This is a genomic window from Lutibacter sp. (assembly GCF_041555395.1).
Lineage (GTDB): Bacteria > Bacteroidota > Bacteroidia > Flavobacteriales > Flavobacteriaceae > Lutibacter.
Genome location: NZ_JBFFKM010000025.1, coordinates 1 through 16,363, shown reverse-complemented (window position 1 = coordinate 16,363; position 16,363 = coordinate 1). Strand labels below are relative to the sequence as shown.

18 protein-coding genes are annotated in these 16,363 nt (G+C 33.4%); 12 read left to right on the top strand and 6 right to left on the bottom strand.

The genetic code is table 11. The annotated features are described in order from the left end of the window. Positions 1 to 10 precede the first annotated feature (10 nt). Together ABY285_RS07095 and ABY285_RS07090 are read right to left on the bottom strand one after the other, a co-directional pair. Positions 11 to 148 (bottom strand): hypothetical protein, encoded by a 138-nt coding sequence (locus tag ABY285_RS07095; RefSeq protein WP_372768479.1) that lies wholly within the window; start codon positions 146 to 148, stop codon positions 11 to 13. A 140-nt stretch (positions 149 to 288) separates the two neighbouring features. Beyond that, positions 289 to 465, bottom strand: a complete 177-nt coding sequence (locus tag ABY285_RS07090) for a ChaN family lipoprotein (RefSeq protein WP_372768477.1) — start codon at positions 463 to 465, stop codon at positions 289 to 291. 282 nt (positions 466 to 747) lie between these two features. Between ABY285_RS07090 and ABY285_RS07085 the strand changes: the two genes are divergently transcribed. Then, a complete protein-coding gene (locus ABY285_RS07085) occupies positions 748 to 2,040 on the top strand; it encodes an aminopeptidase P family protein (protein ID WP_372768474.1) in 1,293 nt (430 codons plus the stop codon). A gap of 87 nt (positions 2,041 to 2,127) precedes the next feature. Here the strand turns inward: ABY285_RS07085 and ABY285_RS07080 are convergent, their stop codons facing one another. Next, on the bottom strand, positions 2,128 to 3,450 hold the full coding sequence (locus ABY285_RS07080) for an aspartate kinase (RefSeq protein ID WP_372768472.1): 1,323 nt from the start codon (positions 3,448 to 3,450) through the stop codon (positions 2,128 to 2,130). 105 nt (positions 3,451 to 3,555) lie between these two features. On the opposite strand from ABY285_RS07080, the gene ABY285_RS07075 reads away from it, so the two are divergent. Together ABY285_RS07075 and ABY285_RS07070 are read left to right on the top strand one after the other, a co-directional pair. Next, on the top strand, positions 3,556 to 4,212 hold the full coding sequence (locus ABY285_RS07075) for a hypothetical protein (RefSeq protein ID WP_372768470.1): 657 nt from the start codon (positions 3,556 to 3,558) through the stop codon (positions 4,210 to 4,212). Positions 4,213 to 4,247: 35 nt separating this feature from the next. Further along, entirely contained in the window at positions 4,248 to 5,027 is a 780-nt protein-coding gene (locus tag ABY285_RS07070) for an alpha/beta fold hydrolase (protein ID WP_372768468.1), read from the top strand. On the opposite strand, the gene ABY285_RS07065 is transcribed toward ABY285_RS07070, so the two are convergent. Together ABY285_RS07065 and thiL are read right to left on the bottom strand one after the other, a co-directional pair. Continuing rightward, positions 5,028 to 5,834: a hypothetical protein gene (locus ABY285_RS07065; RefSeq protein WP_372768466.1), complete on the bottom strand. Its 807-nt coding sequence runs from the start codon at positions 5,832 to 5,834 to the stop codon at positions 5,028 to 5,030. A gap of 116 nt (positions 5,835 to 5,950) precedes the next feature. Next, positions 5,951 to 7,000: a thiamine-phosphate kinase gene (thiL, locus tag ABY285_RS07060; protein ID WP_372768464.1), complete on the bottom strand. Its 1,050-nt coding sequence runs from the start codon at positions 6,998 to 7,000 to the stop codon at positions 5,951 to 5,953. Positions 7,001 to 7,127: 127 nt separating this feature from the next. On the opposite strand from thiL, the gene ABY285_RS07055 reads away from it, so the two are divergent. The 5 genes from ABY285_RS07055 to sufD all read left to right on the top strand — a co-directional run bounded on the left by ABY285_RS07055 (position 7,128) and on the right by sufD (position 11,609). Further along, entirely contained in the window at positions 7,128 to 7,457 is a 330-nt protein-coding gene (locus ABY285_RS07055) for a HesB/IscA family protein (RefSeq protein ID WP_372768462.1), read from the top strand. A 79-nt stretch (positions 7,458 to 7,536) separates the two neighbouring features. Then, a complete protein-coding gene (sufB, locus tag ABY285_RS07050; protein ID WP_372768459.1) occupies positions 7,537 to 8,985 on the top strand; it encodes a Fe-S cluster assembly protein SufB in 1,449 nt (482 codons plus the stop codon). A gap of 31 nt (positions 8,986 to 9,016) precedes the next feature. Beyond that, on the top strand, positions 9,017 to 9,364 hold the full coding sequence (locus ABY285_RS07045; protein WP_372768457.1) for a four helix bundle protein: 348 nt from the start codon (positions 9,017 to 9,019) through the stop codon (positions 9,362 to 9,364). 98 nt (positions 9,365 to 9,462) lie between these two features. Beyond that, positions 9,463 to 10,200, top strand: a complete 738-nt coding sequence (sufC, locus tag ABY285_RS07040) for a Fe-S cluster assembly ATPase SufC (protein WP_372768455.1) — start codon at positions 9,463 to 9,465, stop codon at positions 10,198 to 10,200. An 86-nt stretch (positions 10,201 to 10,286) separates the two neighbouring features. Beyond that, the gene (gene sufD, locus ABY285_RS07035) at positions 10,287 to 11,609 is read left to right on the top strand and encodes a Fe-S cluster assembly protein SufD (protein ID WP_372768453.1); all 1,323 of its coding nucleotides are present in this window, start codon (positions 10,287 to 10,289) and stop codon (positions 11,607 to 11,609) included. 61 nt (positions 11,610 to 11,670) lie between these two features. Here sufD and ABY285_RS07030 read toward each other — a convergent pair whose 3' ends face one another. After that, positions 11,671 to 13,017 carry a serine hydrolase domain-containing protein gene (locus tag ABY285_RS07030; RefSeq protein ID WP_372768451.1) on the bottom strand — a complete coding sequence of 449 codons (1,347 nt, stop codon included), beginning with the start codon at positions 13,015 to 13,017 and terminating at the stop codon, positions 11,671 to 11,673. Between the two features lie 103 nt (positions 13,018 to 13,120). Here ABY285_RS07030 and ABY285_RS07025 point away from each other — a divergent pair, with 103 nt between their 5' ends. From ABY285_RS07025 to ABY285_RS07010, 4 genes are read left to right on the top strand one after another with little or no spacing between them, the layout of a single operon-like run. Further along, positions 13,121 to 13,732, top strand: a complete 612-nt coding sequence (locus tag ABY285_RS07025) for a TetR/AcrR family transcriptional regulator (protein WP_372768449.1) — start codon at positions 13,121 to 13,123, stop codon at positions 13,730 to 13,732. A gap of 4 nt (positions 13,733 to 13,736) precedes the next feature. Continuing rightward, positions 13,737 to 15,038, top strand: coding sequence for a TolC family protein (locus ABY285_RS07020; RefSeq protein WP_372768447.1), 1,302 nt, complete (start codon positions 13,737 to 13,739; stop codon positions 15,036 to 15,038). A 16-nt stretch (positions 15,039 to 15,054) separates the two neighbouring features. Then, the gene (locus ABY285_RS07015) at positions 15,055 to 15,945 is read left to right on the top strand and encodes an HlyD family secretion protein (protein ID WP_372768445.1); all 891 of its coding nucleotides are present in this window, start codon (positions 15,055 to 15,057) and stop codon (positions 15,943 to 15,945) included. Beyond that, positions 15,945 to 16,325 carry a hypothetical protein gene (locus ABY285_RS07010; protein ID WP_372768443.1) on the top strand — a complete coding sequence of 127 codons (381 nt, stop codon included), beginning with the start codon at positions 15,945 to 15,947 and terminating at the stop codon, positions 16,323 to 16,325. The genes ABY285_RS07015 and ABY285_RS07010 overlap by 1 nt, the downstream gene beginning before the upstream one ends. Positions 16,326 to 16,363: the final 38 nt, after the last annotated feature.

Below are 16,363 nucleotides of genomic sequence, written 5' to 3'. Positions count from 1 at the left end.
CTTTAACTTATTAAGTTTTTGTCATTGAAGTTGGAACAGCAATAATAAAATAGGCTTTTCCTTTATTTTCTTTTTCAAACTTTTTTAAGTTTTTTGCTTCAATAACGCTCACAGTAACTATTTTTAAGGTTGGTTTTTCTTGTTTCAAATACCAATTTCACTTCAAAATCATCGGAATGGTAAGAACCGTTGTAATGAATAAACAGGTTGTTACTTTCTCTGTTTTTTTAAGAATAAAACAGGCCGTAGTCGCAGCTTTAATTGCTTGTGCTTTTGGGTGATTTTTTTCTATAAATAGTCGTTTAATGCGGCTTGGTTATCCGCATCAAACATTTCTGCGCTCAATGTTAATTTATTTGATTTGCTAAAATCAACCGTTGCTTCATATTGCAACCAATGAACAATTGGATTGTTGTGATGTTCGCCAAACAACACTACCTCTGCTTTATACATTTCTTTTAGCATGTGTTTAAAAGAAATTTTGTTTCCTTTTGTGTTTTAAAATTTGCAAGCAGGTTTGTTTTGTGAAAAAATTAAAGTGGTGAAAAGCAGAAAAGCAGTGATATTATTGATATTCGCATAAATAATATTATATTTAAAAGGTTTGGTTGTCAACAAATTTATAACTTTGTTGTTAAATTTTACACTAAAATACAAAAATGAAAAAAAAAGCCGGAAATAAGTTGTTTTGACTTGATTTTTAGAGCTTCGTTAAATTTGTATTTTGTTAACTTAAACCTTTTTCAAATGAGATACCATCCTATTAATAACCAGCTTTTTATTAAAAACAGAGCAAAGTTTACCGCTCAAATGAAACCTAAAGCCATCGCAATTTTTAATTCAAACGACACTTTTACAACGGGAGCTGACAGTACTTTGCCCTTTGAACAACACAGCGATATTTTATATTTAAGTGGCGCCGACCAGGAAGAAAGTATTTTATTATTGTTCCCTGATGCATTAAATGAAGATCATCGTGAAATACTTTTCTTAACAGAAACAAATGAACATATTGCTATTTGGTATGGCGCAAAATATGCGAAAGAAGAAGCTATAAAAGTTTCAGGAATAAAAACTATTTATTGGCTTTCCGAATTTAAAAAAATATTTTTTGATTTAATGACCGAAGCTGAAACCATTTATTTCAATACCAATGAACATTACCGACAATCTGTTGAGCTAGAATCTCGCGAAGCACGATTTATTAAATCTTGTAAAGCCGATTTTCCTGCTCATAAATGGGAAAAAAGTAATCAGATAATGCAACAAATTCGCGGTGTAAAAGAACCTGAAGAAATTGAAATTCTTCAAACTGCCTGTAACATTACCGAAATAGGCTTCCGCAGAATTTTACCTTTTGTAAAACCCGGAATTATGGAGTTTGAAATTGAAGCCGAATTTATGCACGAATTTCTGAGAAATCGCTCCAAAGGTTTTGCTTACACGCCAATTATTGGTTCGGGTTACAGCGCTTGTGTTTTACATTATATTGAAAACAATAAAGAATGTAAAGATGGTGATATGTTATTGCTGGATGTTGGTGCCGAATATGCAAATTATTCAAGCGATATGACGCGAACAATTCCAGTAAACGGACGATTTAACGACAGACAAAAAGCAGTTTACAACGCAGTTTTAAGAGTTAAAAATGAAGCTACTAAAATGTTGACTCCCGGAATTCTTTGGGCTGAATACCAAAAAGAAGTGGGGAAAATGATGTCTTCTGAATTAATTGGGTTAGGATTGATTGATAAATCGGATGTTAAAAATGAAAATCCAAACTGGCCTGCATACAAAAAATATTTCATGCACGGAACATCGCATCATATGGGATTGGACACGCACGATTACGGCGCGCTAAAAACACCGATGAAGGCCGGAATGGTTTTTACCGTTGAACCCGGAATTTACATTCCTGAAGAAAAAATGGGCATTAGAATAGAAGATGATGTGGTGGTTCAAAAAACAGGAGAACCTTTTAACTTGATGCGAAATATTCCTATTGAAATTGAAGAGATTGAGGAGTTGATGAATAAATAATTTATCATAGTTAAAATTAAAGCAAAAAGCCCGAAACTTAGTTTCGGGCTCTCATCATTAACCAAATAATTAATTCCTCATAGAAATTTAAGCGGTTACAACGTCAAAAATGTAATGATTTAAGCATTTAAGGGCAGTTATTTTATCGTTTGTGTTTACCAAAAGCGAAATATTGTTGTTGCTTCCTCCGTAAGAAATCATCCGAACAGAAATATCCTGCAATACTTTAAAAAGTCGGTGTGTTTCGTGATGTCTTACCACCAAATGCCCAACCAAACAAATAATGCTTTGTTGTTTGTCTACTTCAACCACAGAAAATTTTTCCAGTTCCTCTAAAATTGAATTCAAATTTTTATCATCATCAATTGTCAAGGAAACTGCCACTTCAGAAGTGGTAATCATATCGATGGAAGTTTCATATTTTTCAAAAATTTCAAAAACTTTTTTCAAAAATCCGTGTGCCAACAGCATTCGTGCCGATTTAATTTTTATGGCGGTAATATTGTCTTTTGCGGCAATTGCTTTAATGCCTTCTCCTTTAAAATCAATAGAGATTAATGTTCCATAAGAAGCAGGATTCATCGTATTTTTTAGCCGCACCGGAATATTAGCTTCGCGGGCGGGCATCACCGTTTGCGGATGCAAAATTTTTGCGCCAAAATAAGCCAACTCGGCTGCTTCATCAAATGACAAGTTTGAAATGGCGTGCGTATTTTCAACAAATCTTGGGTCGTTGTTATGCATTCCGTCAATGTCTGTCCAAATTTGTACCTCTTTCGCATTTACGGCCGCGCCAACAATGGTCGCCGTATAATCGCTTCCTCCGCGTTGTAAATTGGCGATATTTCCAAAAGCGTCCAAACAAATAAAACCTTGGGTGATGTAAATATTGGAAGGTGCCGCTTCCTTAATAATGCGTTGCAAATTTTGTTTGATGTAAAAATCATCAGGGTCATTTGTTTTGTCAATTCGCATAAAATCCAATGCAGGCAATAAAATAGCATTCAATCCTTCCTGATTTAAATAAGCCGTAAAAATATAGGTCGATAACAATTCACCTTGGGCAACTATTTTATTGTAAAGCAGTGGGGAATGATTTTCAGAGGCGCATATTTTTAAAAAACTAAAAACAGATTCAATATAAATTTCTACATCTTGTTTTAATGCGCCTTCTTTCAATAAATCATTTAAAACTGATACGTATTTCTCATGTAATTTTTCAATATGTAGAATCGCTTCTTCTTTCTGATTGTTTTTAATGAAATTGGATATTTCAACCAAGGCATTTGTGGTTCCCGACATTGCCGAAAGCACAACGATCTTTTTTTCATTTTCGGCAATAATGTCTTTTACCATTTTCATGTTCACAATTGAACCAACCGATGTTCCTCCGAATTTTAAAACCTTCATTTTATTCTTATTATTTATCCTGCAAATTTAGAATCATTTTCAAATTCAGGTGTTTATTTAAAAATAATATACTAATATTGCACAAACTGTTAAATATTTAACAATATGAAGACAATTGCTACCTGTGTTGAAGAAATTTTGGTTTCTCAACCATTTTTAGAAGATGCGCTCACACGAAATATTTTAAATTTCAGCGCTTTATCGGAAGAATTAAGGGAACCCATTTCAAAAATGTTGCGTAAACCTGTAAAAGCCGGAGCCATCATGATGGCTTTGCGAAGATACAGTCCGCCCAAAGAAATGGCCAATAAAATTAAATTGAATCATGTTTTGCAAAATTTGGGCGACATCACGGTTCGTTCAGACATTTCTGATTATACATTTAAAAATTCGGCGAGTTTAATTCACGGTCATTTAAAAATGCTGGAAGTTATTAAGGAAGATCCGCATATTTTTTACACGTTTACGCGGGGCGTTCACGAAAGCAATGTGTTAATTACAACTGACTTAAAGCAGCAGATTGAAGAAAGTTATAAAAACGAAATTTGCACAACGGTTCAGGATAATTTATCGGCCATAACTATTGGATTGCCAAAAGAAAACACCAAAATTGCCGGATTGTATTATCAGTTTTTTAAACGTTTGGCCTGGGAAGGAATTTCCTTATATGAAGTACTTTCAACCACCAATGAATTTACTATTTTGGTAGAAGATAACGTGGTAGACAAAGCCTTTTCAGCTATAAAAGGGCTGAAAAATTAAAGTTTTCACTACAAAATTGCCTATTTTTTAAAACTATGAACTTGCTTTTTAAAAATACCAATGTCCATTTTACATCAATCGGGAAAGGCAAGGCAGTGGTTTTAATTCACGGATTTTTGGAAAATAGTTCCATGTGGCAAGAAGTTGCAAAAGAACTATCGAAAAGAAACAGGGTAGTTTGCATCGATTTATTGGGACATGGACAAACCGGAAATCTGGGATATATCCATTCCATGGAAGACCAAGCCAATATGGTAAAAGCAGTTTTAAATCATTTGAGCTTAAGAAAATACGTAGTAATTGGGCATAGTATGGGCGGTTATATCGCGCTTGCTTTTGCAAAATTATTTTCTAAAAATATTAAAGGATTGTGTTTAATGAATTCAACAGCTTTGCCCGATTCAGAAGAAAAAAAAATAAGTCGGGATCGAGCCATAAAAGCAGTAAAACAAAATCACAAAACGTTTGTTCGAGTTGCAATTCCAATGCTTTTTTCAGAAAAAAACAGGAACATATTCACCAATGAAATTGCACAAATTACCAATGAAGCCTTGCAAATGTCAACCCAAGGAATTGTTGCTGCTTTAGAAGGGATGAAAGTCAGAAGAAATCTGACTTCAATCTATAAAACGGCACAATTTCCCATACAACTCATCATAGGAAAACAAGACCCTACGCTGGATTATGATGCCACAATTTCGCAAACTAAAAACACAAATATTAAAGTGATTGAATTTCCTGATGGACATATGAGCCATGTGGAGAATAAACAAAATTTGGTTGAGGCAATCCTTAAATTTATAAAAACAACTTAATTAAAAAGTATATTCTGCACCAAAAACAATTCCATTTGCTTTTTCGCTTCCCAATTTATTAGCATGATAACCTGTATAAAGTGCTGTTTTTTTTATGTGATATTTTAAGTGAATCTTAAATTCATTAACATTGTTATAATTTATAAAACTTTGCTTGTAACTTGTCTCTAAACTAATTGGCTTAACCGGAAATATTTCAGTACCAATTGCATACGAAAATCCCCAAGTTTGAACTTCATTTGCAACATATGAAGCCCCCATTCCCCACCAAACAGAAACGTTTTGTTCTCTAATTCTATAATATTTTAACAGGAATGAAGTAATATCTAAATATTCTTTTCCTTGAATTGAGTTCTCCGAAAAATTTAAGTGTGAAGCTTCAATTCCCAGTATTGGTAAAACCCTATAATTTGCATTGAATTCAATTCCATTTACACCTCTGTTAAATAATTGATTTACACTTATTTTAAACAAACTGCTTTTAGATTGAATAGTATCTATTTTTAAATATTCTCCTGTTGAATTATTAAAATATGGATATGGTGTTAAGGTTCTATATTCCGAATCTCCTATAATCGCGCCATAAAATAAATAAAAACCAACGTCTTCTACAATTGCAATAAATAAACCATCATTATCTCTATTTCTATTAATTCTTCCAGATCTAGAAGACCTATTTGATTTTGTTTCTTCCCAAGTAGTTGTTGAGTTATTTGACGATAAACTTTCCTTTGCCTTTTCCAACCTTTCTTGTGAAAATAAAATCAATGGAAATAAAAATATTAAGGCAAACATCAAATTTTTCATAGTCCTCATTTATTTCTCAACAAAACAACAATTATAATGCCAAATTAATACTTTTAAAAACAAAAAAAACCATATTTTCCAAGATTTATGAGGTTTCATTGAAATTTCTGAAATTACTAATCTTTTGCTAAAGCATTCCAGCCCTGAGCCGTTAATTTTATTTGTTGACCAGCTCTTGTCACTAAATTTACGCCTACACTTTCATCGGTAATATGTCCAATTACGGTTAAGTGCGGATTCCCTTTAATTTTAGTGAAATCACTTTGGGAAATGGTAAACAGCAATTCGTATTCTTCTCCGCCGCTTAAAGCAATGGTGGTGCTGTTTAAATCGAATTCTTCACAGGCTGAAATCACCTGTGGATCCAAAGGGATTTTTTCCTCATATAAATTACATCCCACTTTAGATTGGGTACAAATGTGTAAAATTTCAGAAGAAAGTCCGTCGGAAATGTCAATCATCGCTGTCGGTTTCACTTCCAAAGCAGCAAATAATGCGACCATATCTTTTCTGGCTTCGGGTTTGAGCTGTTTTTGAATTAAATAGGTATAATTGGTTAAATCTGGCTGAGAGTTTGGGTTCACTTCAAAAACCCGTTTTTCCCGTTCCAAAACCTGCAATCCCAAATATGCTGCTCCCAAATCACCTGTTACCACCAACAAATCATTTGGTTTTGCAGTATTTCTATATACAATATCCTCATTTTTTGCTTCCCCTATAGCGGTTATGCTAATCAACAATCCTTTGGTAGATGAAGTGGTGTCGCCTCCAACCAAATCCACTCCATAAGTTTTGCAAGCCAAATGAATTCCGGCATACAATTCTTCAATGGCTTCCAAGGGAAAACGGTTTGAAACAGCTATTGAAACCGTAATTTGGGTAGCAATTCCGTTCATAGCACAAATATCGGATACATTCACTACAACCGCTTTATAACCCAAATGTTTCAGCGGCATATAGCTTAAATCGAAATGCACGCCTTCCATTAACAAGTCGGTTGTTACCAAAATATTTTTGTCTTTTATCTCTAAAACTGCCGCATCGTCGCCCACACCTTTTATAGTGCTTTTGTGCTTAATATCAAATGGTTGTGTGATATGATTTATCAATCCGAATTCTCCTAATTCAGACAAGCTTGTGCGTGTTTGTTTTTTATCATCTGTCATTTTGCAAAGGTAAATGTTTATAGGTAACAACTATAACACTATTAAATTTATTCATACAAAAAAGGTTTTCAAAACCGTTTTTTCTGCTTATATTTGCCCTTATTTAGAATTAATCTATTTAAGCGATATGATAAAAGTTTCAGACATAGCGAAAAAGAAAGTTGTTGAGCTTATGAACGACGACGGTTTTAACCCTGAAAATGACTACGTTAGAGTTGGGGTAAAAAGCGGAGGTTGTTCCGGACTTTCTTACGAATTAAAATTTGACAAAGAACAAATCGAGGGCGACAAGGTTTTTGAAGACAATGGTGTAAAAATCATTGTCGATAAAAAAAGCTTTTTGTACCTTATAGGGACAACTTTAGAATATTCAGGCGGTTTAAGCGGAACCGGATTTGTTTTTCAAAATCCGAATGCTCAACGAACTTGTGGTTGTGGTGAATCATTTTCACTATAAGAATTCAAAAATTGAAAGATTGAAAAGTTTTAAATGAACACCTTAAAGTTTTAATCTTTCAATCATTAAAAAATCAATAATGAGTAAATTTACTGAAGACGATTTAAAAAAAGAACTCGAAACCAAAGAGTACGAATACGGATTTTATACAGATATTGAATCCGATAAGTTTCCTGTGGGTTTAAATGAGGACGTTGTAATTGCCATTTCCAAAAAGAAAAATGAACCTGCATGGATGACCGAATGGCGTTTGGATGCTTTTCGTATTTGGAAAGAAATGACAGAACCTGAATGGGCTAACGTTCATTATATAAAACCTTCATTTCAAGATATCAGTTACTATTCCGCTCCAAAACAAAAACCAAAATTGAACAGTTTAGATGAAGTTGATCCAGAGTTATTAAAGACTTTCGAAAAACTTGGCATTTCAATTGGAGAACAAAAACGATTGTCAAATGTGGCTGTTGACATTGTTATGGACTCAGTTTCTGTTGCAACTACCTTCAAAAAAACATTAAATGAAAGAGGCATTATTTTTTGTCCGATTTCTGAAGCCATTCAAAATCATCCCGAATTGGTTAAAAAATATATTGGATCTATTGTTCCTAAAACCGATAATTTTTATGCGGCCTTAAACTCGGCAGTTTTTTCTGACGGTTCGTTTTGTTATATCCCAAAAGGCGTTACTTGTCCGATGGAATTATCAACCTACTTCAGAATAAACGAAGGAGGAACCGGACAATTTGAACGCACTTTGTTAATTGCAGATGAAGGCAGTTATGTCAGTTATTTAGAAGGTTGCACGGCACCGGCACGTGATGAAAATCAGTTACACGCCGCTGTTGTAGAGTTAATCGCTTTAGATGATGCCGAAATAAAATACTCTACGGTTCAAAATTGGTTTCCGGGTGATAAAGATGGAAAAGGCGGTGTTTATAATTTTGTAACTAAACGAGGATTATGTGAAAAAAATGCTAAAATTTCTTGGACACAAGTAGAAACGGGAAGTGCTATTACCTGGAAATATCCAAGTTGTATCTTAAAAGGCGATAACTCTGTTGGTGAATTTTTCTCCATCGCAGTGACCAATAATTTCCAGCAAGCCGATACTGGCACAAAAATGATTCATTTGGGAAATAATACCAAAAGCACTATTATATCAAAAGGAATTTCGGCAGGTCATTCACACAATTCTTATCGGGGTTTGGTGCAAATTAGCCCGAGAGCAAATAACGCAAGAAATTTTTCTCAATGTGACTCCTTATTAATGGGAGACAAATGTGGTGCACATACTTTTCCTTATATTGAGGTAAAAAATAAATCGGCCCAAATAGAGCACGAAGCCACCACAAGTAAAATTGGTGAAGATCAGTTGTTTTACTGTAACCAACGTGGCATAAATACGGAAAAAGCAATTGCATTAATCGTAAACGGATTTGGTAAAGAAGTGCTTAACAAGTTACCGATGGAATTTGCAGTGGAAGCTCAAAAATTATTAGAAATTAGCTTGGAAGGATCCGTTGGATAATTTTAAAATGAGCTAATTTGAAAATTTGTAAATGGAAGAAAAAAACAATATTATTATCAATTTAACTTTTCAATTTGCTTTAAAAATTATTGAGTATTGTGAAATTTTACAAGAAGAAAAAAGATTCATAATTGCCAATCAGCTTCTTAAATCAGGAACGTCAATTGGCGCAAATATAAGAGAAGCACAAAATGCAGAGAGTAAAGCGGATTTTATTCATAAATTTAAGACTTCTGCAAAAGAAATTGAAGAAACAATGTACTGGTTAGAACTTTGTAAATATTCAAAGAATTATCCCAATGTTGAAGAATTATTAGAACAAATAAGTAATATTTCAAGAATAGTCAATAAAATAATTATAACATCAAAACAAAACTAATGAGATAAATTGAAAATTTTATAACTTGAAAACGCTTCATTTAGCAACGCTTTTTCAATTTTCAAATTTTTCAAATTTTTCAAATTTTCAAATTAATTATGTTAAAAATAAATAATTTACATGCCAGTATAAATGGCAAAGAGATTTTAAAAGGAATAAATCTCGAAATAAAAGCAGGTGAAGTTCATGCGATTATGGGGCCAAACGGTTCAGGAAAAAGCACACTGGCTGCTGTTATTGCAGGAAAAGAAGATTTTGAGGTTACTGAAGGTTCTGTCATCTTAAATGGAGAAGATTTATCCGATTTTGCTCCTGAAAAAAGAGCTCATAAAGGTGTCTTTTTATCATTTCAATATCCAATTGAAATTCCCGGAGTAACCGTTACAAACTTTATAAAAACAGCCATTAACGAAACGCGTAAAGCCAACGGGCTAGAAGAGTTGCCGGCAAAAGAAATGTTGCATTTGATTCGTGAAAAGTCCGATTTGTTGGAAATAGACCGTAAATTTTTATCACGCTCTTTAAATGAAGGATTTTCCGGAGGCGAGAAAAAACGAAATGAAATATTCCAAATGGCGATGCTGGAACCACAATTAGCCATTTTGGACGAAACCGATTCAGGTTTGGATATTGACGCCCTTAAAGTTGTAGCAAACGGCGTAAACAAACTTAAAAGCGAAAGCAATGCCGTATTGTTAATTACGCATTACCAACGTTTGTTGGATTATATAATTCCGGATTTTGTTCATGTATTGTATAATGGAAAAATTGTAAAATCTGGCGGAAAAGAACTGGCGTACGAACTTGAAGAAAAAGGTTACGACTGGTTGAAATAAATATTAAAAGTAAACAGTAAACAGTTCACAGTCGCAGTAAGCAGAAAAAATGAATACTGATTACTGGTCCTGAAAACAATAAGATAATGGAATTAAAAGAAAAATTAGTTTCTTCATTTTTAGCTTTTGAAAACAAAGGAAATATCGACCTTGATTCAACTGTGCATAACATTCGATTAAAAGCCATTCATAATTTTGAAAAGGAGGGTTTTCCAACGAAAAGAGATGAAGAATGGAAATATACAAGCTTAAACCCTTTAATTAAACACGATTTCAGCCTTTTCCCAAACGCTGAAAAATCAGTTGGATTCAAAAATATTGAAGCGTATTTAATCAATGATATTGAATCGTACACCTTAATTTTTATTGACGGCGTTTTCAGCTCATTTTTGTCTGAAACTACTCATGACGACTGTGATATATGTGTATTGTCTTCTGCATTGGCAAGGCCAAAGTATAAAATGATTATTGATAATTATTTTAATACAATTGCAAACAAAAACAGCAGTTTATCTGAATTGAACACCGCTTTTGTCAAAGAAGGTGCTTTTATCAATATTCCAAAAAATACGATTGTACCCAAACCCATACAAATTATCAATTTTTCAACAGGAAACGAAAAAGAAGTATTGTTGCAACCAAGAAATTTAATTGTTGTTGGCGAAAATTCATACGTTCAGATTATTGAACGCCACCAAAATTTATCAAAAAACACAACGCTCACAAATTCCGTTACCGAAATTTTTGTTCATAAAAGAGCGATTGTGGATTATTATAAAATTCAGAATGACACCAATGAATCCTCTTTGATTGACAGCACTTTTGTTTCACAGAAACAACAAAGTGTGGCTTCTGTAAATACCTTTTCATTTGGCGGAAAAATTACCAGAAACAATTTAGAATTCTATCACGAAGGAGAACATGTTACTTCCAACCTAAATGGAATTTCCATCTTAAATGAAAAACAACACGTTGACAACCACACGCTTGTGAATCATAAATTCCCAAATTGTGAAAGTCACGAACTTTACAAAGGCATTTATGCCGATAAATCGGTTGGTGTTTTTAATGGAAAGGTAATTGTAAAACAGGATGCGCAAAAAACGAATGCTTTTCAGCAAAATAATTCTATTTTAATTGATGATGGGGCAACCATAAACTCAAAACCGCAATTGGAAATTTTTGCAGATGATGTGAAATGTTCGCACGGATGTACTATTGGGCAATTGGATGAAAGTGCTTTATTTTATATGCAATCGCGAGGTATTCCTAAAAAAGAAGCCAAAGCTTTATTACTTTACGCCTTCGGAAATGACGTGGTTGAAAAAATTAAAATCCCACAATTAAAAACCTTAATTTCTAAGCTCATTGCCAAAAAATTAAACGTACAGTTGGGATTTGAACTTTAAAATCTAACTTTATAAAAAATTAAAAAGCCGCAATAGCGGCTTTTTTGTTAGATAAATCGTCCTATTTTATGGCGCTTAATGCCTCATTCAAAAAAGTGTCGACATCAAATTCAGGATTTTCTGCCAGACCAAACCTGACAATTACAAGGTCTTTTGAAGGAATGATAAATACATGTTGCCCCTGATAGCCATTGCAAGAAAATAAATCTTTTGGCACATTCGGATATTTACCGCCGGCATTTAACCAAAAATGTGCGCCATATTCGCCATTGGAACCGTTTGTTGGCGTTGTAGCGTGTTTCACCCAAGATTCATTTAACAGTTGCTCTCCGTTCCAATTTCCATTGTGCAAATACAGCAAACCAAATTTTGCCCAATCGCGCGCTGTTGCCCAGCTGTAAGAAGAACCTACATAATTTCCGGCCAAATCGGTTTCAATTGTCATAGAATTCATGCCAATTTTATCAATAAGTTCCGCATACCAAAAATCCAAATATTCCTGATTCGTCTTAAACTGATTTCTGATAAAACCAGAAAGCAAATTTGTGGTTCCTGATGAATAATTCCAACTATTATTTGATTCTCCAATTAAAGGTTTTCTTAATTGAACTTCAGTCATATCGGGCTCTAAAAAGAGCATTTTAGTGACATCAGAAATGTTGTTGTAATCCTCAACCCATTCCAAGCCGCTATTCATTTGCAATAAATTATTCAAGGTAATTTTTGAACGATCATCATTTTCCCATTCTTTGAATAGCTTGTTTTGATTTAGCGAAATTTTTCCTTGTTTTTCAAGTACGCCCAAAACAGCACTCGTGATGCTTTTAGTCATTGACCAGCCCAGCAGTTTTGTTTCCCTTGAAAATCCCTTGGCGTATTTTTCAGCAATAACTTGATCTTTATAAAGCACCACTACTGCTCTGGTTCTTTTTTGTATTTCACCCTCGCAATCAAAAGCGTTTTCAACAGCCATATCCAAAACCTTATAATTTATGTTGCTAAAAATGGTGTCTTTTTGGGGTAAAATTCCATAAGGATAAGGCAAATTAATTTGTGAAATTTTTCTTTTTGGTTTGAAAAATTTTTGTTTTTCATTGGTTGAATTTTCAGGTAAAAGTACACAGCCAACACCCTCTTTATAAACTGCCTTTCTTAGTTTAAATCCGAAAACAGTTGAAGTCACCGACTTTTCTTCGAAATTAATTTTGTTGTTAGCATAATTAACCATATCAATATCGTTGTCGCCTTCTTCAATAGATTTCAAATCTCTTCCTGCTTCAAAAGTGCAGGAACAAACACTTTTTGCTGAAAAACCCGTAATGATATCCAGCCGAGGATAGTTGGCGTAAACAACATAAACAAGTGCTAAAATCAGCAATAAAAGAACGTATTTTACTATTTTTTTCATAATAATTGGCTTAAAATATTTTATAAAAATAATATTTATTTTGTGATTTAAATATAATATTTTACATTTGTTAACCGTTTGGTTAAACCATATAGTTAACATCATGCAAAAACAATTAGATTCAACAACAGAAAATAACATTTTGGCTGCTGCAAAACACATTTTTCAGCATAAAGGAATGATTGGCGCAAGAATGCAGGAAATTGCAGATGAAGCCGGAATAAATAAAGCATTGCTTCATTATTATTACAGAAGTAAACAATTACTTTTTGAGGCTGTTTTTAAAAGTGCCTTTTCCATGTTGTCGCCTCAGTTAAACGAAGTGTTGAATGCAGATACTTCCCTGTTTGATAAAATTAGAAACTTCACTAATAACTATATCTCCTTTGTAATAAAACATCCGTATTTGCCTAATTTTATTATTCAGGAGTTAAATAGAAATCCTGAGTTTATAAAAAATCTGGTTTCTGAAAAAAAATTCCCAAACATTGAAAAATTCAGGACGCAGATCAATGATAAAGTTGCCGAAGGTGTTATAAGACCAATTAAAGCGGAACAATTATTTATTAATATTATAGCCTTAAATATATTTCCTTTTATCGCCGAACCTTTATTGAAAGGTTTTGTAAATATAAGTGATGATGCCTATCAGCAATTGCTGCAAGAAAGAAAAATAGAAGTAGCCGACTTCATAATCAACGCCATAAAAATTTAACAATATGAAGAAATTTAGCGCATTTATTTTGCTTCTGTTCAGTGTCGGTGCATTTTCCCAGGAAAACCTGAGTTTAGACCAGTGTTATGCTTTGGCAGAAAAAAACTATCCTTTAGCAAAACAAAACGAGTTATTGACAAAGCAAAATGATTTAGATTTGGAAGTCCTTAAAATAGGAAAATTGCCCAAACTGGATTTTTTGGCACAGGCAAGTTATCAATCCGATGTAACTTCATTGCCAATTTCCGTACCTGGCGTTAATGTTGAGCCACCTAATAAAGATCAATACAAAACTACCATTTCCCTAAATCAATTAATTTACGATGGAGGTTTAATCAACGCGTCCATAACAGAAAAATCAGCTTTCTTAAAAACACAGGAAAAGCAAGTTGAAGTAAATTTATACCAACTCAAAAAACAAGTAAATCAATTTTATTTTTCAATTCTGCTGTTGCAGGAAAAAAGAGCGTTGTTGGTCGCAAAAAAAATACAATTGAAAACCACTTTAAAAGAAGTGAAAGCTGGCATAAAATTTGGCATGCTGCTGCCAAATTCCGATAGTGTTATTGAGGCTGAACTTCTTAAAATAGACCAACAGCTTACAGAAACGTTCCTAAATAAAAATAGTTTGACGACAAGACTTTCCTTGTTAATTGGAATCCCTGTTTCACTAAATATTTCGTTAGAAAATCCTGAAATTTCAATCAATTTCAAAACTGAAATTGTACGACCGGAATTGGATTTATTTCAACTTCAAAAAGAGAAAATTGAAGCTTCAGGACAATTTATTGACACGAAAAATACCCCAAAATTATCGGGTTTTGCAACCGGAGGATATGGAAATCCGGGCTTGAATATGTTAGATAACTCTTTTCAAACTTTTTATATTGCCGGAATAAAATTGAACTGGACTGTTTTTGATTGGAATTCCACAAAAAAACAACGTCAATCGCTGCAATTGACTAAAGAAATCATAAATAGTGAGCAAGAAGTTTTTGAGTTGAATACAGCTATGGAATTAACCCAACAACAATCTGAAATTAATAAAATTTCAGCATTTATTGAATCAGACAAAAAAATTATCATTTTAAGAAAGAAAATTCTGGAAACTTCTGCTTCACAATTAAAAAATGGCGTCATCACGGCATCAGCCTTTATTACAGAATTGACCAATTTATATGAAGCCGAAAATAACTTAAAAACACATCATACACAGCTTTTATTAGCAAAAGCAATCTATAACACAACTAAAGGAAGCCCCCTAACCCCCAAAAGGGGAAACAATTTAGATAAAATAAAATTATAAACAAATTCTTATGAGAATGACTAAAATAATAATCGGATTATTAATCGTTTCAAGCATTTTTATTTCGTGCAATAACAACGAAAAAGCAGACGGTTACGGAAATTTTGAAGCCACAGAAATAACGGTTTCCGCAGAAAATAGTGGAAAATTAATGCAATTTAATGTTGAAGAAGGCCAAATTCTTAAAAAAGATGACAATGTAGGCTTTATAGATACCATTCCGTTAAGCCTAAAAAAAGACCAATTGCTAGCTTTAAAAGCCATTGTTTATTCCAAATCGGGCAGCGTGCTTTCTCAAAAAAATGTGCTGAACGCCCAATTAAAAACAGCTACCATAAATAAAAACAGAATTGAAAATTTAATCAAAGAAAATGCAGGGACCCAAAAACAACTCGATGACATAAACGGAGAAATTAATGTCATCCAAAAACAAATTAAAAGCGTTGAAAGTCAGAACTCACCTATTATTGATGAAATTGAAAGCATTGATGTGCAACTAAAACAAGTAGAAGATTTACTTCAAAAAAGCAACATCATAAATCCGGTAAATGGCACTGTATTAACAAAATATGCCGAGGTGAATGAGCTGACTTCATTTGGAAAACCGTTGTATAAAATTGCCGATTTAAGCATCATGGAATTGCGTGTTTATGTAAGCGAAACCCAACTTTCAAACATCAAAATCGGTCAGGAAGTTACGGTCAAAATTGATGCAGGTGAAACAATGAAAAGCTTTAAGGGAAAAATTATCTGGGTATCATCTGAAGCTGAATTTACGCCTAAAATTATCCAAACAAAAGAAGAACGTGTCAATTTGGTTTATGCTGTAAAAGTAGCGGTTAAAAACGATGGAAGTTTAAAAATTGGAATGCCTGCAGAAATGTGGATCTCACCCCAAACCGAATAATGTTAAAAATCGCACATAAAACAGCTTCAATACTTGCGCTTTTTATTGGTGCAATGTCTGTCTTTGCCGGCTCGAAAGCGCTGTTGGGAATTGACGTGAAAGATTATACAGTTCTCAACTGGCTGGTTATGTACAATGTGCTTTTTGGAATTCTTTCAATAGCAGCATCGTATTTAATTTGGAAAAGCAATTTACAAGCCAAAAAAGCAATTCTATTGATCCTTTCGGCACATACGACAATAGCGCTTTACCTATATCTTTTTAATGAAACTGTCGAAACACAAAGCATAAAAGCCATGAGTTTTAGAGTAAGTATATGGATCCTAATTTTCTTGTTAACCATCAAAATAAATAGTAATCATAAAAATCAAACCACATGAAAAAAACAAGCCTTTTAATAGCCATTACCGTGACAACT

What these genes read in the sequence shown, in the direction of transcription:
- ABY285_RS07090 (WP_372768477.1), bottom strand. Translation starts at nt 465, where the DNA reads ATGCTAAAAGAAATGTATAAAGCAGAGGTAGTGTTGTTTGGCGAACAT.
- ABY285_RS07085 (WP_372768474.1), top strand. Translation starts at nt 748, where the DNA reads ATGAGATACCATCCTATTAATAACCAGCTTTTTATTAAAAACAGAGCA.
- ABY285_RS07080 (WP_372768472.1), bottom strand. Translation starts at nt 3,450, where the DNA reads ATGAAGGTTTTAAAATTCGGAGGAACATCGGTTGGTTCAATTGTGAAC.
- ABY285_RS07075 (WP_372768470.1), top strand. Translation starts at nt 3,556, where the DNA reads ATGAAGACAATTGCTACCTGTGTTGAAGAAATTTTGGTTTCTCAACCA.
- ABY285_RS07070 (WP_372768468.1), top strand. Translation starts at nt 4,248, where the DNA reads ATGAACTTGCTTTTTAAAAATACCAATGTCCATTTTACATCAATCGGG.
- ABY285_RS07065 (WP_372768466.1), bottom strand. Translation starts at nt 5,834, where the DNA reads ATGAAAAATTTGATGTTTGCCTTAATATTTTTATTTCCATTGATTTTA.
- thiL (WP_372768464.1), bottom strand. Translation starts at nt 7,000, where the DNA reads ATGACAGATGATAAAAAACAAACACGCACAAGCTTGTCTGAATTAGGA.
- ABY285_RS07055 (WP_372768462.1), top strand. Translation starts at nt 7,128, where the DNA reads ATGATAAAAGTTTCAGACATAGCGAAAAAGAAAGTTGTTGAGCTTATG.
- sufB (WP_372768459.1), top strand. Translation starts at nt 7,537, where the DNA reads ATGAGTAAATTTACTGAAGACGATTTAAAAAAAGAACTCGAAACCAAA.
- ABY285_RS07045 (WP_372768457.1), top strand. Translation starts at nt 9,017, where the DNA reads ATGGAAGAAAAAAACAATATTATTATCAATTTAACTTTTCAATTTGCT.
- sufC (WP_372768455.1), top strand. Translation starts at nt 9,463, where the DNA reads ATGTTAAAAATAAATAATTTACATGCCAGTATAAATGGCAAAGAGATT.
- sufD (WP_372768453.1), top strand. Translation starts at nt 10,287, where the DNA reads ATGGAATTAAAAGAAAAATTAGTTTCTTCATTTTTAGCTTTTGAAAAC.
- ABY285_RS07030 (WP_372768451.1), bottom strand. Translation starts at nt 13,017, where the DNA reads ATGAAAAAAATAGTAAAATACGTTCTTTTATTGCTGATTTTAGCACTT.
- ABY285_RS07025 (WP_372768449.1), top strand. Translation starts at nt 13,121, where the DNA reads ATGCAAAAACAATTAGATTCAACAACAGAAAATAACATTTTGGCTGCT.
- ABY285_RS07020 (WP_372768447.1), top strand. Translation starts at nt 13,737, where the DNA reads ATGAAGAAATTTAGCGCATTTATTTTGCTTCTGTTCAGTGTCGGTGCA.
- ABY285_RS07015 (WP_372768445.1), top strand. Translation starts at nt 15,055, where the DNA reads ATGACTAAAATAATAATCGGATTATTAATCGTTTCAAGCATTTTTATT.
- ABY285_RS07010 (WP_372768443.1), top strand. Translation starts at nt 15,945, where the DNA reads ATGTTAAAAATCGCACATAAAACAGCTTCAATACTTGCGCTTTTTATT.